Annotated in this window: 23 protein-coding genes; 14 read left to right on the top strand and 9 right to left on the bottom strand. The window is 63.2% G+C overall.

Annotation, left to right across the window (positions count from 1 at the left end; translation table 11 throughout):
- Positions 1-307: 307 nt before the first annotated feature.
- Positions 308-658, bottom strand: a complete 351-nt coding sequence (locus I8N66_RS03935; RefSeq protein WP_291149933.1) for a helix-turn-helix domain-containing protein — start codon at positions 656-658, stop codon at positions 308-310.
- 166 nt (positions 659-824) lie between these two features.
- On the opposite strand from I8N66_RS03935, the gene I8N66_RS03930 reads away from it, so the two are divergent.
- Positions 825-1,709 (top strand): NAD(P)-binding domain-containing protein, encoded by an 885-nt coding sequence (locus tag I8N66_RS03930; RefSeq protein WP_291149930.1) that lies wholly within the window; start codon positions 825-827, stop codon positions 1,707-1,709.
- Positions 1,710-1,791: 82 nt separating this feature from the next.
- Here the strand turns inward: I8N66_RS03930 and I8N66_RS03925 are convergent, their stop codons facing one another.
- Together I8N66_RS03925 and I8N66_RS03920 are read right to left on the bottom strand one after the other, a co-directional pair.
- A complete protein-coding gene (locus tag I8N66_RS03925) occupies positions 1,792-2,526 on the bottom strand; it encodes an LssY C-terminal domain-containing protein (RefSeq protein WP_291149927.1) in 735 nt (244 codons plus the stop codon).
- Between the two features lie 193 nt (positions 2,527-2,719).
- Complete coding sequence (locus I8N66_RS03920) at positions 2,720-3,307, bottom strand: J domain-containing protein (RefSeq protein ID WP_113539389.1); 588 nt, start codon at positions 3,305-3,307, stop codon at positions 2,720-2,722.
- 772 nt (positions 3,308-4,079) lie between these two features.
- Between I8N66_RS03920 and I8N66_RS03915 the strand changes: the two genes are divergently transcribed.
- Positions 4,080-4,292 (top strand): cold-shock protein, encoded by a 213-nt coding sequence (locus tag I8N66_RS03915; protein ID WP_034788487.1) that lies wholly within the window; start codon positions 4,080-4,082, stop codon positions 4,290-4,292.
- A 123-nt stretch (positions 4,293-4,415) separates the two neighbouring features.
- Here I8N66_RS03915 and I8N66_RS03910 read toward each other — a convergent pair whose 3' ends face one another.
- Entirely contained in the window at positions 4,416-4,733 is a 318-nt protein-coding gene (locus I8N66_RS03910; protein WP_291149912.1) for a hypothetical protein, read from the bottom strand.
- Between the two features lie 28 nt (positions 4,734-4,761).
- Positions 4,762-5,853, bottom strand: a complete 1,092-nt coding sequence (dusA, locus tag I8N66_RS03905) for a tRNA dihydrouridine(20/20a) synthase DusA (protein WP_291149909.1) — start codon at positions 5,851-5,853, stop codon at positions 4,762-4,764.
- Between the two features lie 292 nt (positions 5,854-6,145).
- Between dusA and I8N66_RS03900 the strand changes: the two genes are divergently transcribed.
- The 9 genes from I8N66_RS03900 to I8N66_RS03860 all read left to right on the top strand — a co-directional run bounded on the left by I8N66_RS03900 (position 6,146) and on the right by I8N66_RS03860 (position 10,760).
- Positions 6,146-6,529 (top strand): hypothetical protein, encoded by a 384-nt coding sequence (locus tag I8N66_RS03900; RefSeq protein WP_365886769.1) that lies wholly within the window; start codon positions 6,146-6,148, stop codon positions 6,527-6,529.
- A gap of 144 nt (positions 6,530-6,673) precedes the next feature.
- The gene (locus I8N66_RS03895; RefSeq protein ID WP_268906811.1) at positions 6,674-6,796 is read left to right on the top strand and encodes a hypothetical protein; all 123 of its coding nucleotides are present in this window, start codon (positions 6,674-6,676) and stop codon (positions 6,794-6,796) included.
- Between the two features lie 148 nt (positions 6,797-6,944).
- Positions 6,945-7,235, top strand: coding sequence for a hypothetical protein (locus I8N66_RS03890; protein ID WP_113539386.1), 291 nt, complete (start codon positions 6,945-6,947; stop codon positions 7,233-7,235).
- 202 nt (positions 7,236-7,437) lie between these two features.
- Positions 7,438-7,830, top strand: coding sequence for a hypothetical protein (locus tag I8N66_RS03885; RefSeq protein ID WP_113539385.1), 393 nt, complete (start codon positions 7,438-7,440; stop codon positions 7,828-7,830).
- Between the two features lie 140 nt (positions 7,831-7,970).
- Positions 7,971-8,207, top strand: coding sequence for a hypothetical protein (locus I8N66_RS03880; RefSeq protein WP_113539384.1), 237 nt, complete (start codon positions 7,971-7,973; stop codon positions 8,205-8,207).
- A gap of 196 nt (positions 8,208-8,403) precedes the next feature.
- Positions 8,404-8,640: a DUF982 domain-containing protein gene (locus tag I8N66_RS03875; protein WP_113539383.1), complete on the top strand. Its 237-nt coding sequence runs from the start codon at positions 8,404-8,406 to the stop codon at positions 8,638-8,640.
- Between the two features lie 324 nt (positions 8,641-8,964).
- The gene (locus tag I8N66_RS03870) at positions 8,965-9,171 is read left to right on the top strand and encodes a hypothetical protein (RefSeq protein WP_291149902.1); all 207 of its coding nucleotides are present in this window, start codon (positions 8,965-8,967) and stop codon (positions 9,169-9,171) included.
- Positions 9,172-9,424: 253 nt separating this feature from the next.
- Positions 9,425-10,111 (top strand): fumarylacetoacetate hydrolase family protein, encoded by a 687-nt coding sequence (locus tag I8N66_RS03865; protein ID WP_291149900.1) that lies wholly within the window; start codon positions 9,425-9,427, stop codon positions 10,109-10,111.
- A 118-nt stretch (positions 10,112-10,229) separates the two neighbouring features.
- A complete protein-coding gene (locus I8N66_RS03860) occupies positions 10,230-10,760 on the top strand; it encodes a gamma carbonic anhydrase family protein (protein ID WP_291149897.1) in 531 nt (176 codons plus the stop codon).
- 45 nt (positions 10,761-10,805) lie between these two features.
- Here I8N66_RS03860 and I8N66_RS03855 read toward each other — a convergent pair whose 3' ends face one another.
- The 3 genes from I8N66_RS03855 to I8N66_RS03845 are packed head-to-tail and all read right to left on the bottom strand — an operon-like array spanning position 10,806 to position 12,929.
- Entirely contained in the window at positions 10,806-11,201 is a 396-nt protein-coding gene (locus tag I8N66_RS03855) for a Fur family transcriptional regulator (protein WP_223727585.1), read from the bottom strand.
- On the bottom strand, positions 11,201-12,031 hold the full coding sequence (znuB, locus tag I8N66_RS03850; RefSeq protein WP_113539379.1) for a zinc ABC transporter permease subunit ZnuB: 831 nt from the start codon (positions 12,029-12,031) through the stop codon (positions 11,201-11,203). Before znuB ends, I8N66_RS03855 begins: the two co-directional genes overlap by 1 nt.
- The gene (locus I8N66_RS03845; RefSeq protein WP_291149891.1) at positions 12,024-12,929 is read right to left on the bottom strand and encodes an ATP-binding cassette domain-containing protein; all 906 of its coding nucleotides are present in this window, start codon (positions 12,927-12,929) and stop codon (positions 12,024-12,026) included. Before I8N66_RS03845 ends, znuB begins: the two co-directional genes overlap by 8 nt.
- Before the next feature lie 184 nt (positions 12,930-13,113).
- Here I8N66_RS03845 and znuA point away from each other — a divergent pair, with 184 nt between their 5' ends.
- The 3 genes from znuA (at position 13,114) to I8N66_RS03830 (ending at position 15,866) form a co-directional block, all read left to right on the top strand.
- A complete protein-coding gene (gene znuA / locus I8N66_RS03840) occupies positions 13,114-14,127 on the top strand; it encodes a zinc ABC transporter substrate-binding protein ZnuA (protein ID WP_291149887.1) in 1,014 nt (337 codons plus the stop codon).
- 318 nt (positions 14,128-14,445) lie between these two features.
- Positions 14,446-15,651, top strand: a complete 1,206-nt coding sequence (locus I8N66_RS03835; protein WP_291149885.1) for a GTP-binding protein — start codon at positions 14,446-14,448, stop codon at positions 15,649-15,651.
- Positions 15,651-15,866, top strand: coding sequence for a hypothetical protein (locus I8N66_RS03830; RefSeq protein WP_291149882.1), 216 nt, complete (start codon positions 15,651-15,653; stop codon positions 15,864-15,866). Before I8N66_RS03835 ends, I8N66_RS03830 begins: the two co-directional genes overlap by 1 nt.
- 39 nt (positions 15,867-15,905) lie before the next feature.
- Here I8N66_RS03830 and I8N66_RS03825 read toward each other — a convergent pair whose 3' ends face one another.
- Positions 15,906-16,295: an RcnB family protein gene (locus I8N66_RS03825; RefSeq protein ID WP_291149879.1), complete on the bottom strand. Its 390-nt coding sequence runs from the start codon at positions 16,293-16,295 to the stop codon at positions 15,906-15,908.
- Positions 16,296-16,349: the final 54 nt, after the last annotated feature.

Here is a 16,349-nt window from a genome sequence, read left to right as displayed (position 1 = left end):
AGGGTCTCCGCAAACGACACAACGACACCACCGCCCTCATTCCTGTGCTGGTCACAGGAATCCAGCCGCGCCGCGTCGGCGGCGCGAGGGAGACCTGCTGCCAGGTGTAAGTGACGAGCGTGGTGGCGCCTCTATCCGCCGCGCGAACGCGCCGCTGGAAGCAGGGATGTGAAGAGAATGGGCTGGAGCCGCCAAGATCGAGGCGCCAACAGCCCCGGCAACAGATCGAGGGGCTTCGGCGGCCGACATTGTGGCTCCAACGCCGCGCTCAAAAGCGAGCCGGCACGAAGCCACCCGAGATCGGCCGCTAGGCGGATGCAACCGCCCTCGCCTCGACCTGCCCTGCGTCGTCGCCGTACCTCAAGCCCCACTGACACAAGGCCTCCGCAGCCACGTTCAGCGCGGCTCCGCGCTCGGTCAGCGAATAGACCACCTTGGGCGGCGTTTCCGGATAGGTCGTGCGGCTGACGAGGCCGTCGGCCTCCAGTTCGCGCAGTTGCTGCGCCAGCATCTTTTCGCTGATGGCGGGGATCGCCTGGCGCAGGCGGCCGAAGCGGCGAGCGGCGGTGCCGAGTTCGCAGAGGATATCGACCTTCCACTTGCCTTCGATCGCCCTCAGCGCGGTGGCAAAGCCACAATTTTCCATCGGTCTCGTCACGTCCTTCTCCCTTACTTCAGCGTAACCACTAACCGCCGGGTGCGTATTGTGCCGCGGTGATCCCACCATACGTCTGACCCGCACCGGCAGCCGCCGGCCGCGTCACGGGTCAAGCGCGAGACGGGCGAGAACAAACGCCCCCGCGCCATGGATATGGAGATTGGAAATGCAACCTGCAATCAGCGTTCTGGGAATGGGGCGCATGGGATCGGCGCTGGCGCGCGCGCTACTGGCCGCCGGCTACCGCACGACGGTGTGGAACCGCACGGCCGAAAAAGCGGCGCCGCTCGCCGCCGCCGGGGCCGAGATCGCCGCAAGCGTTGGCGATGCTGTTGCGGCGAGCGATATCGTCATCGTCAATGTCAGCGACTATGCGGCGACGGAGGACCTTTTGCGCAACGGCTCTGTTGCCACCGCGCTTCACGGCAAGCTGATCGTCGAGTTGACCTCGGGCACACCGGATGGCGCGCGCGAGGTGCAGGGCTGGGCCGCGCGGCACGGCATCCGCCATCTCGACGGCGCGATCCTGGCGACACCGGATTTCATCGGCACCGAGGCGGGCACGTTGCTGGTCTCCGGGCCGGATGACGTCTACGAGGCGGCGCGCGACGCGCTGCGGGCGCTCGGCGGCAATGTCCAATACATCGGCGCGGATCCGGGCCTTGCCAATGCGCTCGACAGCGCCCTGCTCGCCCTGATGTGGGGCGCGCTGTTCGGCGCGCTGCAGTCAATCGCCGTCTGCCGCGCCGAGGCGATCGATCTCGAAACGCTGAGCAAGCAGTGGTCAGCCACGGCGCCGGTGGTCGAGGGGCTGGTCGCCGATCTGATCAGGCGTAGTGCCGCCGGTCGCTATGTCGCCGACGCCGAAACGCTCTCCTCCGTCTCGCCGCACTTTGGCGCCTTCCGTCATCTCGTCGACCTGATGGAAGCCCGCGGCATCGACCGGACGATTACCGACGGCTACGAGGCGATCTTCCGGCGGGCGATTGCCGCCGGTCATCTCCATGACGATTTCGCGTCGCTGTCACTGTTCATGGGCCGGTCTGCCTAAGGATATGGTGGCGTCAATGTGGTGCCGTCCCGCCTTGACGCCACCTGTTTGCGCCGACGCGCGCAGCCGAAAACGCCTGGCGTCATTTGCCTGCCTTCGCACCGCTGTCTTCGATCGCCGGATCGAGCACGCCGACCAGGGTCATGCCGTCGGTAAAATAGGGGTCGCCGCCGCCGTTGCGGCCGGTTTTCGTCGCACCGACACCGGGGATCTCATAGGTCGACGGCACCTGCCCGGCCTTTCCGAGATCGCCGATCACCAGATCGCGTTCGGCGTCGAGGTCGGGGCCGATGTGGTGCGTGATCTGTCCGGTGTCGTGGCTCAGGCCCACGCCGCGGTCGAAACTGGCCGAACCGAGCCAGAGCGGTCTGTCGCCCTCGGCCGTCGTCGTGGTCTGCCAGAAGCGCACATGGTTGCGCTGGTTGGCGCTGCGGCCGACCGGTTTTTCGAAGGCCAGGTCCTGCTTGCGCCCCTCGTAGAACAGCGGGCTGACGGGTGCATCCAGATCCGGGCGATCAAGCACGACGCTGAGGCCGATATCGATCGAAGACCGCAGCGTCACCTTGTCGGCGGCATCCCAGCCGGCGGCCGCGAAGGCGCGAATGATCTGCTCCCTGGAGCCGACCAGCCCGACATTGATAGGGTCGCCCGGAATGCCCTGTTCCGTCGATGTGACCATGGCATTGAGCGGAGTTTTCCGACGGTCGTCGTGAAAGATCCAGAGTTCGGGCACCAGGAAATAGCAGACCGCGAGATAGGCGATCAGCACGACCGCCGTCACGAAAAGACCGAGGCGCATGCCCGAGCGACGCCGCATCTCACTCCCCCCTCACCGTCGATCACGGCCGCAGTCTACGGCCAACCGGAACAGGACGGAAGATTATGACACCCAAGGCCGCGTCTGCACAGCGGGGGCCGTGGCAGAAGAAAATGCGCGGCTCCGTGGAGCGCGGACGGCAACGGTACCGCCGGCGCCAGGCGTGCACCGCACCTATAGTTGAGAGACGACCCTACTCCGCCGCATGCGCCTTCACCTCCAGCGCTTCCAGTTCGTAGGAATAGCCTTCCAGCATCTCATAGGCCTGCTCGATGGTCTTGATCTGCTCGTCGGTGTTCTTGATCGCCTCGGCAATCGACCGCGAGCGGGCGCGCAGCATCGAACCGAGCACGTCGGTCTCCGGCCGGCGGCCGAGGCGGTCGAGGTGCTTGCGCACGCGGGCGCGGTGGCGCTCAAGCTCGAGGATATGGAAACGGCTCTTGACGATATCGTCCGAAAGCTTGCGCCGCATGGCGGCGACGGGATCGAAGCTGCCGGGCTCGCGTTCGTCGAGAATGAACTCGTTGACCAGCGTTTCCAGCATCATCAGGCCCTTGAGGTCACGTGGATCGGCGAGCTGCGGATCGTAGCCGGTATCGTCATAGACCTTGCGGCGCACCGGATCCTTGAGCAGTTCGTAGGCTATCTGCAGGCGCGCAAACTGTTCGGGATCGCCGCCGGAATCCGGATGCGCCGATTTCGCCGCCTTGCGATAGGCGCTGCGGATTGCCTGATTGTCCGCGTCGCGTTCCAGTCCAAGCAGTTCGTAAGGGTCGATCACGCTGTCCCTCTCCGTAAGTCACTCCACCGCCCGGCAAAGCCGTCCGGCGCATTCTCCGGGCGACGCAGTCGTCCGGCCCTCGCAATACTCTCGTCCGGTCAAGACGACACATTATCCGATCCGGACGCCATTTGGTCCGGCACGACCACACAATCTTCCTGCCAGAGCGACACTTCGTCCGGCCAAGGCGAAACTTCGTCCGGCCAAGGCGACGCTTCGCATGGCGCGGCCGCCGCCCCTGCCCCTTGGCTACGCCATCGCCGGCCAAGACGGAACCAACCTTCGGTAAAGCCTGCGCGTTATCCCGAAGATGTGCAAGCCTCCGGCTCGATGCCAGACGCAACGACGCCATCCGCTCGGGCGCAGCAAACAGCCCCATCGGCGGCGCGCACGTTCGGTCGAGGTCGGGACGAAATTGTGTCGAGAAACGGGCCGTCCCCGATTTTTCTGACGGAGGAGTGAAGGGAGCTGCGAGAACCGGCAAATGCCTTGCGAAGACGGCAGGTTCGCCCTTTGACGCAACGCACAAGGTACTTGCCTTTTTCTGCAAATACTGTCACTTCTTGCGCCGTTCGGGCGATTTCTATCCCGGAGACTGGACTTTCAACTGCGCCCGACCTCGTGTTGGGACTGCCGGCAGCGGCACCGTAGACGTCTTTTCCCCGAATCGTGACCACTCGACGCCTTTCCGCTTGCAAGCGGAAGACGAGATGCCCACATCCCCCAGGGGGCGCGGGCAACGCAAATTGACTGAAGGAAAAGGACTTCTTCCATGGCCACTAAGGGCATCGTTAAATTCTTCAACCAGGACAAGGGCTTCGGCTTCATCACGCCGGATGGCGGCGCGAAGGACGTGTTCGTACACATCTCCGCCGTTCAGGCCGCTGGCCTTGCAACCCTCAAGGATGGCCAGCAGGTCACCTTCGACACCGAGCCGGACCGCATGGGCAAGGGCCCGAAGGCCGTCAACATCCAGGCTGCCTAAGCCGGATCGTCCGATCGGACAGTCTTCAAGGAAACGGCGCTCCGCAAGGGGCGCCGTTTTCGTTTCAGGGGATCGATGCCCCAGGGACATGCCCTAAGGACATGCCTCGGACAATCTGGTCCGTCAGCTCCGAAGCCCCGCCTCGTAAGCGGCCTTGAGCTCCGGAAACAACTCGCCATACGGCGGGCAATCTACGCCAAGGATCGCGACCTCGATTGCGCCCAGCTCCTCGAAATAGTCTTCGATATACGCGCCGCCGGTCGATCGGATCGCCGTATCCCCGAGCATGACGACGATGACGCTTTCTTTGGTGATGATGTCGCGGCGATATGCGCTGGTAGGCAAGAACCGTCCAAACGCAACGCCCATTGCGGCATCGCCGTTCTCGAACGCCGTATACCCAATGAGCTGATCGTCGACGTAGATTTCGAACCGCTGCATTCGATAGTTCTCAGCGGTTCTCAGCGAGCTACTCCGCCGCCTGCTTCGCCGCCGTCGCCTCGAACACCGCACCGAAGGCTGCGTGGATCACTTCCGGCCCTGCCCCCTGGCGGGTCGCATCGGAAGACAGGATCTGTCGGTAGCGCCGGGCGCCCGGCCAGCCCTGGAACAGGCCGACCATGTGCCGCGTCACATGGATCAGCCGGCCGCCATTGGCGATATGCGTCGCGGCATACGCGGCCATCGCGTCACGGACACCGCTCCAGAAATCGAGATCGAGCCGATGACCACGCTCGGAGAATTCGCCCGCAGGCTGCGCCGCCGTTCCTGTAACCGGGTGCGGGAAATGGCCATCGGCCGCCGTCAGCATCGCACTGTCGTGATAGGCGGCACGGCCGAGCATGACGCCGTCAAGGTGTTGCAGTTGCTCAAGCGCCTGGCTCAAGGTCTGAAGGCCACCATTGATGCCGATGAAAAGATCAGGATTTTCCTGCTTCAGCCGATGCACCAGGTCATAGTCGAGCGGTGGGATCTCGCGGTTTTCCTTGGGGCTCAAGCCCTGCAGCCACGCCTTGCGCGCATGCACCCAGACGGCGTCCGTGCCGGCATTGACCACCTGCGCAACCAGCCTGCGCAGCGCCACCTCCGGGTCCTGATCGTCGACGCCGATGCGGCACTTGACCGTCACCGGGATCTTGACCGCCGCCTTCATCGCCGAAACGCAGGCCGCGACCGTCTCCGGCTCCTGCATGAGGCAGGCGCCGAAGGTGCCCGATTGCACCCGGTCCGACGGACAGCCGACATTCATGTTGATCTCGTCATAGCCGAAGTCCTCGGCAATGGCCGCCGCCTCCGCCATTTTCCGGGGATCGTTGCCGCCAAGTTGCAGCGCAACCGGGTTCTCCGAGACGTCAAAGCCGAGCAGCCGCTGCCGGTCGCCCCGCAGGATCGCTTCGGCGACGATCATTTCCGTATAGAGCAACGCATGCTTCGACAGCTGCCGCGCGAAGAAGCGATAGTGGCGATCGGTCCAGTCGATCATGGGCGCCACGGCGAAGACCGGTGCGTTGAAATAGTGACGGTTGCCCGGATTTCCGGGCTGCGCGCGGCCTTCTGCCATGCTCGATCAACTCTCGTTATTCTGGCTTTGCACGCCGGTGCCGCAATGTAGCACGCACGGCGGATCAGTAGCACCGGCGCCCGATTGGCGCCAAGGCTCCCACAGGGGACCGCGCCTTATACAGCGCAACGCCCAAGAATGCGAGACGGTGCGAACGAAACGGACCGGCCCTCTCTCGACGCAACCAGGAGTCCGCCGATCGCCGGACAGGACGTCCGGCTATCCAATTGATATTGCGGCCATCACACTTGCCGGCTACAACCTGCGCGGCAAAAATCTATGGGGAACATCGATGCTGAAATACCTCTACCTCGGACTGGCCGCGCTTGCGCTCTCGGGCTGCCAGCCGCCGGCGCCGGAATCCGTCCTGGCAACGCAAAAGCCGCCGTCGGCGGCGGTGCGCAGGGAGTATGTTGCCGTGATGCGGTCAATCGACGCCAAGGGCGCCCAGTTCAAGACGGCGGAGATATCGAGCGTGGTCTTGCTCAATCCCGAAGCCAAGATCTACGCGTTCTGCGTTCGCTTCAGGGAAACGAGGATTCAGGAAGTATTGCAGGTCGGTGGCTATGCCCTGCGCGATGGGAAAATCGTTGACTCGAGCTCGTACGATTCCCGCTGCGGCGACAAGAGACTGCGCTGGTACGACTTCCCGGAACTCCGCACGATGCGGGGCTGACGGGATCGCCAGTCGGGCGGAGGCCGCACAACGTCGCGAGGACCGCCTCCGCCCCCCGATACTCCGCCATCAGCATGGTTTCCATTTTGTTAAGCAGAATCGCCGATCGTCCCGCTTTGACTTGATCGTCGTCGGAGCGAAGACATGAGCTACGATTGGAGCGGCGCACGGCGCCGACGCACAATAGCGACCGCGATAGGCGCAGCGTTCCTGTTGGCAGCGCTGGCCGCCACCGTCGCCGCGGCCGTTGCCGGCAGCCTGTTCTGACGCGCACTCTGCTAGCGCGCAAAAAACAGCAGGCCGCCCGGGTTCGAACCGACAGCGCCGGGTCTCGGCGCTCGCCGGGCGGGAGCTTGCCTTCTTCGCCGCGAAATGATCGCCTCTCGCTGCAACCGAAAAGCGAAGGAATCATGCGATGTCGAAATCCCCGGACGATATGAGCGCTGAGGAGCTTCGCCTCCATGGCGATGCAGCGCAACTCGGACAGCTGTCGATCCTGAATGCGACGGTGGCAGCTCTCGTCATGCAGGCGCAAGACAAGCAGGCGATCGTCGATTCCATCGCCACGTGCCTCGCCGATCTCAGGGCCGCGTGGCAGAACGTCGAGGATGCCGGATCTTTCGGAGAAGCAGCCATGGCCGGTGCAGAGGCGTCCGCCAACCTCTTTCTCTACTACGCGGACCCGCCGGCGCAGCACGACGCGTGACGCGATTTCCACCCTTGCGGCTCCCCGGACTTGACAGGAACGACCCAAGGCGATTACAGCGCCGCGCGTCTATCGATATGCCAGTGGTCACTGTCCAAGCACCTGCTCCCTAGTTTCGCCTTTAATCCATTTCGAACTAAGGACCTATAAGGTAAGGCAGCGCCCTGTATCGATACAGTAGCCAGGAAAAAGGACGGACGGCATGAAACGCGCGATCGCGGCACTGTTCACGCTTCTATTGGCCGGATGCCAGTCGATGGAACTGGAGACGCCGGAAATCGCAAGGCCGAGGCCTGTCGCTCCCTCCGTGCCGACCCTTTCGGGTGACGCGCTCCGGGACTTCCTCGTTGGCAAGACACTGCGCTACAATCTCAACGGTGTCGCCTCCACCTATTTCGCCGACGGCCGCTACGGCTATCGCGACTACGAGGTGCGCGATGGCGGCAGCTACACGATCACCGGCGACGAAGTCTGCATCGCCTTCGAGGATGGCGGCCACCGCTGCGACCAGTACGCCCTGATCGGATCCGACTACTACCGCATCGAAGAAGGCGGCCGCCGCACCAAGGTCGACCGCGTCGTCCCTGCGGCCTGATTGCCCGGAACTTGGGATCCTATCTCGCTGCCCTGAACAAAGTGGTCGGGGCGCCCTTCTGACCCCTCATTCCCAAGGGGTTCAATTCGGCCGCGTTCTGCCATAGTGCGCCTAAAAGCGCGGCCGAACGGGAGGGACGGGTGGCCCCATTGCGAGCGACACAATGCCTGGCGCTGTCGAAGGCCGACATGGCAAGGCTGCAGCGCGTCTTCGACGTGCTTTGCATCGAACAGGGCTGGGCGCGCGACGGCGAGCCGGCGCGGCGCCATGCCAGAATGCTGATCGACGACTATCTCGCCGGCAACACGAGCGAGGGGCGACTGCTCATTGCTGGCCGCGCCTATGCCGAACGGCTGCAGCGCGACGTCTCCTGCTAGGCTCGCTACATCTCTCATCCGCCCCACGGACTACCGCCGGCGCGTGCAGCGGACCGCAGAAACACGGAAAAGCTGCTTACAAATCCGTCCTCCTGCGCTACATTAGCAAGATCGACTGTCGAGGCCACTTGAGAGGAGCCAGGGGCCGACAGCCGCGGTGCCGGCATTCATTGAGATGATCTCGAGGAGGAGACGCATGCAATTAGTCTGGAAACAGCCGATTGAACTCGACTTTGTTGGCGGCGTTTGCCGCACCGTAAAAGGTCCCAGGGACGCACTTGCTTGCCTTGCCGATCATTGGCCCCGTCGCGGGCCGTTCTATGTTGCCGCCCGCAGCGCCTGCCGCGCCGCCATCGATGGTCGCCGCACGGCCGAAGAGGCACGAACGCTGTTCATCTCGGCCGCCGAGGAAGCCGAACTAGGCACCCACTGAGGCGCGCCCGCGCCGGACATGTCTCGCCGCTCTGAGCGGCAAACGCTCGCCATCCGCGGGCGCAAGCTACCGTTTTAGTTGAAGTCGCATAGCCCGCCGCTTGCTGACTGACGGTTGGCTCAGATCTTGGGCATTTGCCCGAAAACTGCATCATTTCGGCGCATTATCGCCCAATCGCGCATGATTTTTCCAGAAACGGCCCAATTTCTGTCGTGAAGCCTTCATTTCTCTGGCCTATATTCTGAGGTGCCTCATAAAAACCAATTTCGGAGCGCGTTAATCCCCGCAAGGGAATTCAAAAAAACGATATACGGGAGAGAAAATATGAGCGAGAGCAATCTCTATCGCATCGTTGAAGTCACCGTGAAGCAAGAAGGTGGCCGCCGCGACCTCGGCATCATGACCGTGCGCCAGGCGCTTGAGCTTCCCCAGGTTCCCAGTCTCGAATATAGCCATCCGGAGCTCAATTCGCGCTCGGACGGTCGATTCCTGACCCGAGATCAGCTTCAGGCCTACGCGCAGTGCGCCTGAGTTATCCGATCACGGCACCTTCTCGGGTGTCGTGAATTCGCGCGCCCATCCGGGCGCGCTTCAGCCGCAACCTCATCCTTGATCCCTGTCTTATTTTTCTACGGATCGATTCCGATTCGCGGATTTATGCAGTAACGTCCGGATTCTCTCCTGCCTCGCTCGAAGCCGAAATCGGCCGACGGCGAGCGCCCATCAAACGCGCAGCGATCTTCCTGTCGATCGAAGACAGATAGACGCGCAAGACCGGACGATCATGGAAACCATCATCCCTCCTCCGCTTCCCGTGCTGTTGCCGATCTCCGGTGGCCTCGTCGGATTTCCGGTTCGCCGGGTCTATTGCGTCGGCCGTAACTATGCCGCCCATGCCATCGAAATGGGCCACGATCCGGACCGCGAGCCGCCGTTCTTCTTCCAGAAGAACCCGGACAACCTGCTTGCCGCAGGTAGCGCCTTCCCCTACCCGCCGCTGACCTCGGATGTTCATCACGAGGTCGAACTCGTCGTGGCGTTGAAGCGCGGCGGCAGCAACATCGCCGTCGAGGATGCGCTGGATTGTGTCTACGGCTATGCCGTCGGGATCGATTTCACCCGCCGCGATCTGCAGGCGGAGGCCAAGAAGGCCGGCAAGCCCTGGGCCGCCGCCAAGGCCTTCGAACATTCCGCTCCGGTCTCGGCGATCGCGCCGGCCGAGGCGATCGGCCATCCCGTCAACGGCAACATCTGGCTGAAGGTGAATGGCGAAATGCGCCAGCAGGGCGATCTCGACCAGATGATCTGGAAAGTGCCGGAGATCATCGCCGAACTCTCGAAACTCTTCACCCTTGCTCCTGGCGACGTCATCATGACCGGCACGCCCTCGGGCGTTGGTGCCGTGGTGCGCGGCGACGAGGTCACCTGCGGCGTCGACGGCGTCGCAGCCCTTGCCGTGAGCGTTCTCTAGAGCCTCCAGCGTCCGCATGAACGTGCGAAGGATGTTCTAGAAGAGACCGCGCCAGGAAAGGCATCAACCGCCCGTCCTGGCATTGCATCATTTCAGACGACATGAAGGATACCTGCCGATGCCGCTTTATGCCCTTGGATCGCTTCGCCCGCAGACACCGCCGAATGGCAGCTACTGGGTGGCGCCTGACGCAAACGTCATCGGCCAGGTCGAGATCGGCGACGAGGTCGGAATCTGGTTCGGAGTAACGCTGCGCGGCGACAATGAGCCGATCCGGCTCGGCGCCCGCACCAACATCCAGGAAAATGTCGTCATCCATGTTGACCCGGGCTTTCCGGTGACGATCGGCGAAGGCTGTACCATCGGCCATGGCGCCATCATCCATGGCTGCACCATCGGCGAGAACTCGCTGATCGGCATGGGCGCGACCGTGCTCAACGGCGCCAGGATCGGCCGCAACTGCCTGGTCGGCGCCAATGCGCTGGTGACCGAAGGCAAGGAATTTCCCGACAACTCGCTGATCGTCGGCGCGCCGGCCAAGGCGATCCGCACGCTCGACGAGGCGGCAGTCGAAGGCTTGAAGCGCTCGGCAGCGCATTACGTCAAGAACTGGCGGCGCTACGCCACCGATCTCACCCGGCTGGATTGAACTTCAGCCAATCAGGCTGTTGCGTCCCGAATGGCAGCGCCGAACTTAGGCGCAGCTCTGGCAATGGCCGCGGATCTCGATCGTGGTCTTCTCGGTCTTGAAGTTCTGTGCCCGGGTCAGGGTCGAAAGCCGCTGCTCGATGGCCTCGTCGTGAAACTCCGTCACCTGGCCGCAGCCTTCGCAGATGGTGAAGGCAGTGACGCCATGGTCGTGCTCGTGATCGTGCGGGCAGGTGCAGGCAACGAAAGCATTGATGCTCTCCAGCCGATGGACGAGGCCGTATTCGAGCAGCTTGTCCAGTGCGCGATAGACCTGAAGCGGCGCGCGGAAGCCGTGGTCGCGCAGCTTGTCGAGAATGGTGTAGGCGCTCATCGGCCCTTCGGAATGGCTGAGCGCATCCATCACCAGCGTCTGGTTCTTGGTCAGTTGCGGCGTAACCATCAGTGGTGTCCTCCGGGCGTGGAATGATGCGCTGCCTCGATCGGGCGGCGGCCGATCGGTAGCAGACTCAGAACGAAAAGCCCAACCGCGGCAACGACGATAGACGGTCCCGACGGCGTATCCCAGTGCAGCGAGCCGAAAAGTCCGCCGGTGACGGCGAGCGCGCCGATGACCGAGGCAAGCACCGCCATCACCTCCGGCGAAGTCGAGAATCGCCGTGCGGTTGCGGCCGGGATGATCAGGAGCGAGGTGATAAGCAGAATGCCGACGATCTTCATGGCGATCGCGATCACAAGCGCCATCAAAAGCATGAAGAAGAGCCTTGTGCGCTCGGGCTTCAGGCCCTCGGCTTCGGCCAGTTCGGGGTTGACGGTGGAAGCCAAGAGCGGCCGCCAGAGATAGACGATCGCAAAGATCACCAGGATGCCGCCACCCCAGATGATGTCGATATCGGATTCGGAGACCGCGAGAATGTCGCCGAAGAGGAAGCCGACCAGATCGATGCGCACCCAGGTCATGAAGGCGACGATGACGAGGCCGACGGACAGCGCCGAATGGGAGAGGATGCCGAGCAACGCATCCGTCGACAGCGCGCCGCGCCGCTGCAGGAAAAGAAGCAGCACCGAGACGACGGAAGCGACGATGAAGACGCTGAGCATCAGATTGAGCTCGAGCAGCAGTGACAGCGCCACACCGAGCAGCGCCGAATGCGCCATGGTGTCACCGAAATAGGCCATGCGGCGCCAGATGACGAAGCAGCCGAGCGGCCCGGCCATCACGGCGATGCCGATGCCGGCGATCAGCGCGCGCACGAAGAAATCGTCAAGCATCGCGCTTCTCCTTCGCGTCATAGCCATGCAGCCGCGAATGATGGCCGCAACCGCAATCCTCGCCGTGATCGTGCACGTTTTCCTCGTGGTCGTGGTGGTGGCCGTCGCCGGGATAGCAATGCTCGGTAATCGAACCGTCCGCATGCAGCACCCGGCCATCGGGCAGATGGGTGTGGTCGTGGTGGTGGCTGTAAACGGCAAGCGCATTGGCGGCCCGACGTCCGAAGAGCTTCTGATATTCGGGGCTCTGGCTGACCACCTGCGGCGTGCCGCGGCAGCAGACATGGCCGTTGAGACAAACGACCGTATCGGTCTCGGCCATGACGATGTGCAGGTCGTGCGAGATCAACAGGATGCCGCAGCCGGTGCGGTTACGGATCTGCTTGATCAGTTCGTAGAGTGCGATCTCACCGCTGAAGTCGACCCCCTGAACCGGCTCGTCGAGCACCAGCAGGTCCGGCTTGCGGGCAATGGCGCGGGCGAGCAGCGCGCGCTGGAACTCGCCACCGGAGAGATGCTGCACCTCGGATTTCGCCAGATGCAGCACGCCGGTCGCCGACAGCGCTTCCTCGATCTCCCGGCCCTTCAGCGGACCGGTCAGCGTCATCAGCCGCTCGACCGTCAAAGGCAGCGTCCAGTCGACGCTGAGCTTCTGCGGCACGTAGCCGACCTTCAGGCCCCGCTTGCGTTCGACATAGCCTTCGTCCGGCTTCAGCACGCCGATCGCCGTCTTCGCCGTCGTCGATTTGCCCGAGCCATTCGGCCCGATCAGCGTGACGATCTCGCCCGGGCTGATCGAGAACTCGACGCCACGCACCAGCCAGCGGCCGTTGCGGCGCACGCCCGTATTGCTGAGATTGACCAGCGGCAGCGTTTCTGGGGAGCGGAAATTCAGCATGAAAAAATTCCGGATTGGATGGTTGCCACTGGCTATCGCACACGTTATAGCATAACGCAATTGATGTAATAACATTACATGACGACTTCAAGGCCATCAACGACCTGCTGAAGCAAGAGATTGCATGCCCGACAGCGCGCCCGGTCGATGCGGCCAGGTGCGTCATTCAAGCCCGGAGAACCCGATGAAATCGACATCCGCCCTGCTCTTTGCCTCCACCATGTTCTTCACCGCGCCGGCATTCGCTGCTGGCCCCAATGTGGTGGTTTCGATCAAGCCTATCCACTCCCTCGTCGCCTCGATCATGCAGGGCGTCGGCGAGCCATCGCTGATCGTCGAGGGTGCGGCATCCCCGCACACCTACAACATGAAGCCCTCCAACGCGTCGGCCCTGCAGGCGGCAAACGTGGTCTTCTGGGTCGGCCCCGGGCTCGAAGCCTTCCTCGACAAGCCGCTCGATGCGCTTTCCGGTGACGCAAAGGTGGTGGAACTCAGCGAGGCCCCGGGCATCGAGAAGCTGAAGTTCCGCGAAGGCGGTGCCTTCGAAGCCCATGACCACGGCGAAGAGGGCGAGGAAGGCCACAAGCATGCGGAAGGCGAAGCGGAACACGATCACGCCGCAGCGCCGGAAGCGGCCGAAGCGCACGAGGGGCACGATCACGACCACGGTCATGGCGACACCGACATGCACATGTGGCTCGACCCGATGAATGCCAAGGCGATGGCCGCCGAGATCGAAAAGACGCTCGCCGCGGCCGATCCGGACAATGCCGGCGCCTACAAGGCCAATCTGGAAGCGCTGAACAAGCGGCTGGATGGGCTCGACGCCAAGCTGACGGAGACCGTGGCGCCGGTGAAGGACAAGCCCTTCGTTGTCTTCCACGACGCCTACCAGTATTTCGAGCATCGCTACAAGGTCCGCGTCGCCGGCTCGATCACCGTCAGCCCGGAGGTGCTGCCGGGTGCGGAGCGGCTGTCGCAGATCCACGCCAAGATCAAGGAACTTGGCGCAACCTGCGTTTTTGCCGAACCGCAGTTCGAGCCTAAGCTGATCAATGTGGTGATCGAGGGAACGCCGGCGAAATCCGGCACCCTCGACCCGGAAGCCGGCACCCTCGACGCTGGCCCGGATCTCTACTTCCAGATGATGGAAGGGATCGGCACTTCGCTGAAAACCTGCCTCGCCTCGGCAAGCTGACCCGTCCTCCCAAGACGGCGAGGTGGGCGTTCGCGCCCGCCTCCTCCTCCTTCCAGCGTCCCCTTCTTCTGTCATGCTCGGGCTTGACCCAAGCATCACCGTGGACGGAGGCAGAACCGTTCCTCCAGTCAAGCCGAGGATGACGAGCGGAAGGTCAGCCACCGGTTACGGAGGAGGTTATGAGAACGACTGGCTGAGCGGCAAATCGGGTCCTGCCGAAGGGTCGAACGCCAAACTTCGAACTCGCGTATCCGGCGGGCGTCCGCGCTCGCCTTTTCTCTTCGCATTGTATGTAACGATATAACATTCAGGAAACAATTGATGGAAAAGCTTCCCGTCACCGTGCTCTCCGGCTTTCTCGGCGCCGGCAAGACCACCCTGCTCAATCACGTGCTCTCCAACCGCGACGGCCTGCGCGTCGCCGTCATCGTCAATGACATGAGCGAGGTCAACATCGATGCAGCTCTGGTGCGCGACGGCGGCGCCGGTCTGTCGCGCACGGAAGAGGAACTGGTAGAAATGACCAATGGCTGCATCTGTTGCACGCTGCGCGACGATCTCCTGAAGGAGGTCCGCAACCTCGCGGAACAGAGCCGCTTCGACTATCTGCTGATCGAATCGAGCGGCATTTCCGAGCCCCTGCCCGTCGCCACCACCTTCGATTTTCGCGACGAGGACGGCGAGAGCCTTGCCGATGTCGCGCGCCTCGACACGATGGTGACCGTCGTCGACGCCGTGAACCTGATCGCTAACTATTCCTCGCTCGATTTCCTCGCCGATCGCGGTGAGACCGCCGGCGAAGGCGATACGCGCACGCTGGTCGACCTCCTGGTCGAGCAGATCGAATTTGCCGATGTCGTCGTCCTCAACAAGATCGGCACGGCGACGCCCGAGCAGGTGGATGCCGCCCGCAAGATCATCGTCGGGCTCAATCCCGATGCGCAGCTGATCGAGACCGATTTCGGCAAGGTCAACCTGCGCGAGGTGCTTGGAACCGGCCGCTTCGATCTCGCCAAGGCGGAAGAGCATCCGCTCTGGTACAAGGAACTGCATGGTTTCAATGACCATATCCCGGAGACCGAGGAGTATGGCATCCGCTCCTTCGTCTATCGTGCCCGCCGTCCGCTCGACCCCATGCGCTTCCAGGCATTCCTCAACCGCTCCTGGCCGGGCGTGCTCCGCGCCAAGGGCTTCTTCTGGCTCGCGACCCGCCCCCATTATGTCGGCGAGATCAGCCAGGCGGGGCCGCTGGTCCGTACAGGAAAGATGGGCCTTTGGTGGTCGGCCGTACCGAAGGAGCAGTGGCCGCGTGATCCGGGTTTCCTGAAGGCAGTCGGTCCCTACCTGGATCCGGTCTGGGGCGATCGCCGCCAGGAGATCGTGTTCATCGGCGCCGACCCGATGGACGAGGCAAATCTTCGCGCCGAACTCGACGCCTGCTTGATTGCCGACGATAGCTTCCGTCCGGAGCGCTGGCGCGATCTCGCCGATCCCTTCGCCAACTGGTCGCCACGGGCCGCCTGATGGCAGACACTGCGCGCGCCCCGCGCCGACCACGCTTCATCTGCATGGCGCTCAACGCCGCCGGGCGTCCGGTGCCGATGTTCGATCCCTTTCTCGGGGATGCACCCGGGAGCGAAGTGGATATGCTGGATGTCGCGGGCGAGATCGAAGGACTGCTGTTTGGAGAACGACCGGGCGCCATCACCGCCCTTGGAAACGGCAAAGGGGCAGCGTAGTGAACGCCACCCCCTTGTTGTATCGGCGATCCGTGAGGATCAGCGAACCGTGGTCAGGCCGACGATGACGCCGGTTGCAAGGCTGATCAGCAGGAAGTCGTTGCCAGACCGCACCCACTGCTGGCCGCGCGGCGGCGGGCGCAGCTTGTAGTAACGGTAGTCGCGCACCTGCGCCATGTGGCGGCGTTCGGCCGGCGACAGGCGATGACCGCGCGCCCAGCGCTCCTTCTTCTTGACGATCACGCGCTTCTCGATCGTGACGTGCTTGTCGACATGGCGGTCGACGTGACGATCCATATGGCGATCGACGGGGCGGCGGGAGCGATCATAATTCTGCGCCACCTCGAAAGATCCTGCCGGCTGGGCAAGGGCCGCGACCGGCGTGATCAGAACGGAGCTGGCGACGAGCGCGATCAGGAGACGTTTCATTCGGGTGTCCTTTCGTTGTATGCACCCGGAAATTAGGCCACGCTTCCTGAACCG

Source organism: Ensifer sp. SSB1 (genome assembly GCF_016652895.1).
Lineage (GTDB): Bacteria > Pseudomonadota > Alphaproteobacteria > Rhizobiales > Rhizobiaceae > Ensifer.
The sequence above is the reverse complement of the archived record's forward strand: the minus strand, read 5'-3'. Positions and strand labels throughout refer to the sequence as shown.

What these genes read in the sequence shown, in the direction of transcription:
- I8N66_RS03875 (WP_113539383.1), top strand. Translation starts at nt 8,404, where the DNA reads ATGCAATTAGTCTGGAAACAGCCGATTGAACTCGACTTTGTTGGCGGC.
- I8N66_RS03890 (WP_113539386.1), top strand. Translation starts at nt 6,945, where the DNA reads ATGTCGAAATCCCCGGACGATATGAGCGCTGAGGAGCTTCGCCTCCAT.
- I8N66_RS03830 (WP_291149882.1), top strand. Translation starts at nt 15,651, where the DNA reads ATGGCAGACACTGCGCGCGCCCCGCGCCGACCACGCTTCATCTGCATG.
- dusA (WP_291149909.1), bottom strand. Translation starts at nt 5,853, where the DNA reads ATGGCAGAAGGCCGCGCGCAGCCCGGAAATCCGGGCAACCGTCACTAT.
- znuB (WP_113539379.1), bottom strand. Translation starts at nt 12,031, where the DNA reads ATGCTTGACGATTTCTTCGTGCGCGCGCTGATCGCCGGCATCGGCATC.
- I8N66_RS03885 (WP_113539385.1), top strand. Translation starts at nt 7,438, where the DNA reads ATGAAACGCGCGATCGCGGCACTGTTCACGCTTCTATTGGCCGGATGC.
- I8N66_RS03825 (WP_291149879.1), bottom strand. Translation starts at nt 16,295, where the DNA reads ATGAAACGTCTCCTGATCGCGCTCGTCGCCAGCTCCGTTCTGATCACG.
- I8N66_RS03845 (WP_291149891.1), bottom strand. Translation starts at nt 12,929, where the DNA reads ATGCTGAATTTCCGCTCCCCAGAAACGCTGCCGCTGGTCAATCTCAGC.
- I8N66_RS03855 (WP_223727585.1), bottom strand. Translation starts at nt 11,201, where the DNA reads ATGGTTACGCCGCAACTGACCAAGAACCAGACGCTGGTGATGGATGCG.
- I8N66_RS03870 (WP_291149902.1), top strand. Translation starts at nt 8,965, where the DNA reads ATGAGCGAGAGCAATCTCTATCGCATCGTTGAAGTCACCGTGAAGCAA.
- I8N66_RS03900 (WP_365886769.1), top strand. Translation starts at nt 6,146, where the DNA reads ATGCTGAAATACCTCTACCTCGGACTGGCCGCGCTTGCGCTCTCGGGC.
- I8N66_RS03895 (WP_268906811.1), top strand. Translation starts at nt 6,674, where the DNA reads ATGAGCTACGATTGGAGCGGCGCACGGCGCCGACGCACAATAGCGACC.
- I8N66_RS03915 (WP_034788487.1), top strand. Translation starts at nt 4,080, where the DNA reads ATGGCCACTAAGGGCATCGTTAAATTCTTCAACCAGGACAAGGGCTTC.
- I8N66_RS03930 (WP_291149930.1), top strand. Translation starts at nt 825, where the DNA reads ATGCAACCTGCAATCAGCGTTCTGGGAATGGGGCGCATGGGATCGGCG.
- I8N66_RS03925 (WP_291149927.1), bottom strand. Translation starts at nt 2,526, where the DNA reads ATGCGGCGTCGCTCGGGCATGCGCCTCGGTCTTTTCGTGACGGCGGTC.
- I8N66_RS03910 (WP_291149912.1), bottom strand. Translation starts at nt 4,733, where the DNA reads ATGCAGCGGTTCGAAATCTACGTCGACGATCAGCTCATTGGGTATACG.
- I8N66_RS03860 (WP_291149897.1), top strand. Translation starts at nt 10,230, where the DNA reads ATGCCGCTTTATGCCCTTGGATCGCTTCGCCCGCAGACACCGCCGAAT.
- znuA (WP_291149887.1), top strand. Translation starts at nt 13,114, where the DNA reads ATGAAATCGACATCCGCCCTGCTCTTTGCCTCCACCATGTTCTTCACC.
- I8N66_RS03865 (WP_291149900.1), top strand. Translation starts at nt 9,425, where the DNA reads ATGGAAACCATCATCCCTCCTCCGCTTCCCGTGCTGTTGCCGATCTCC.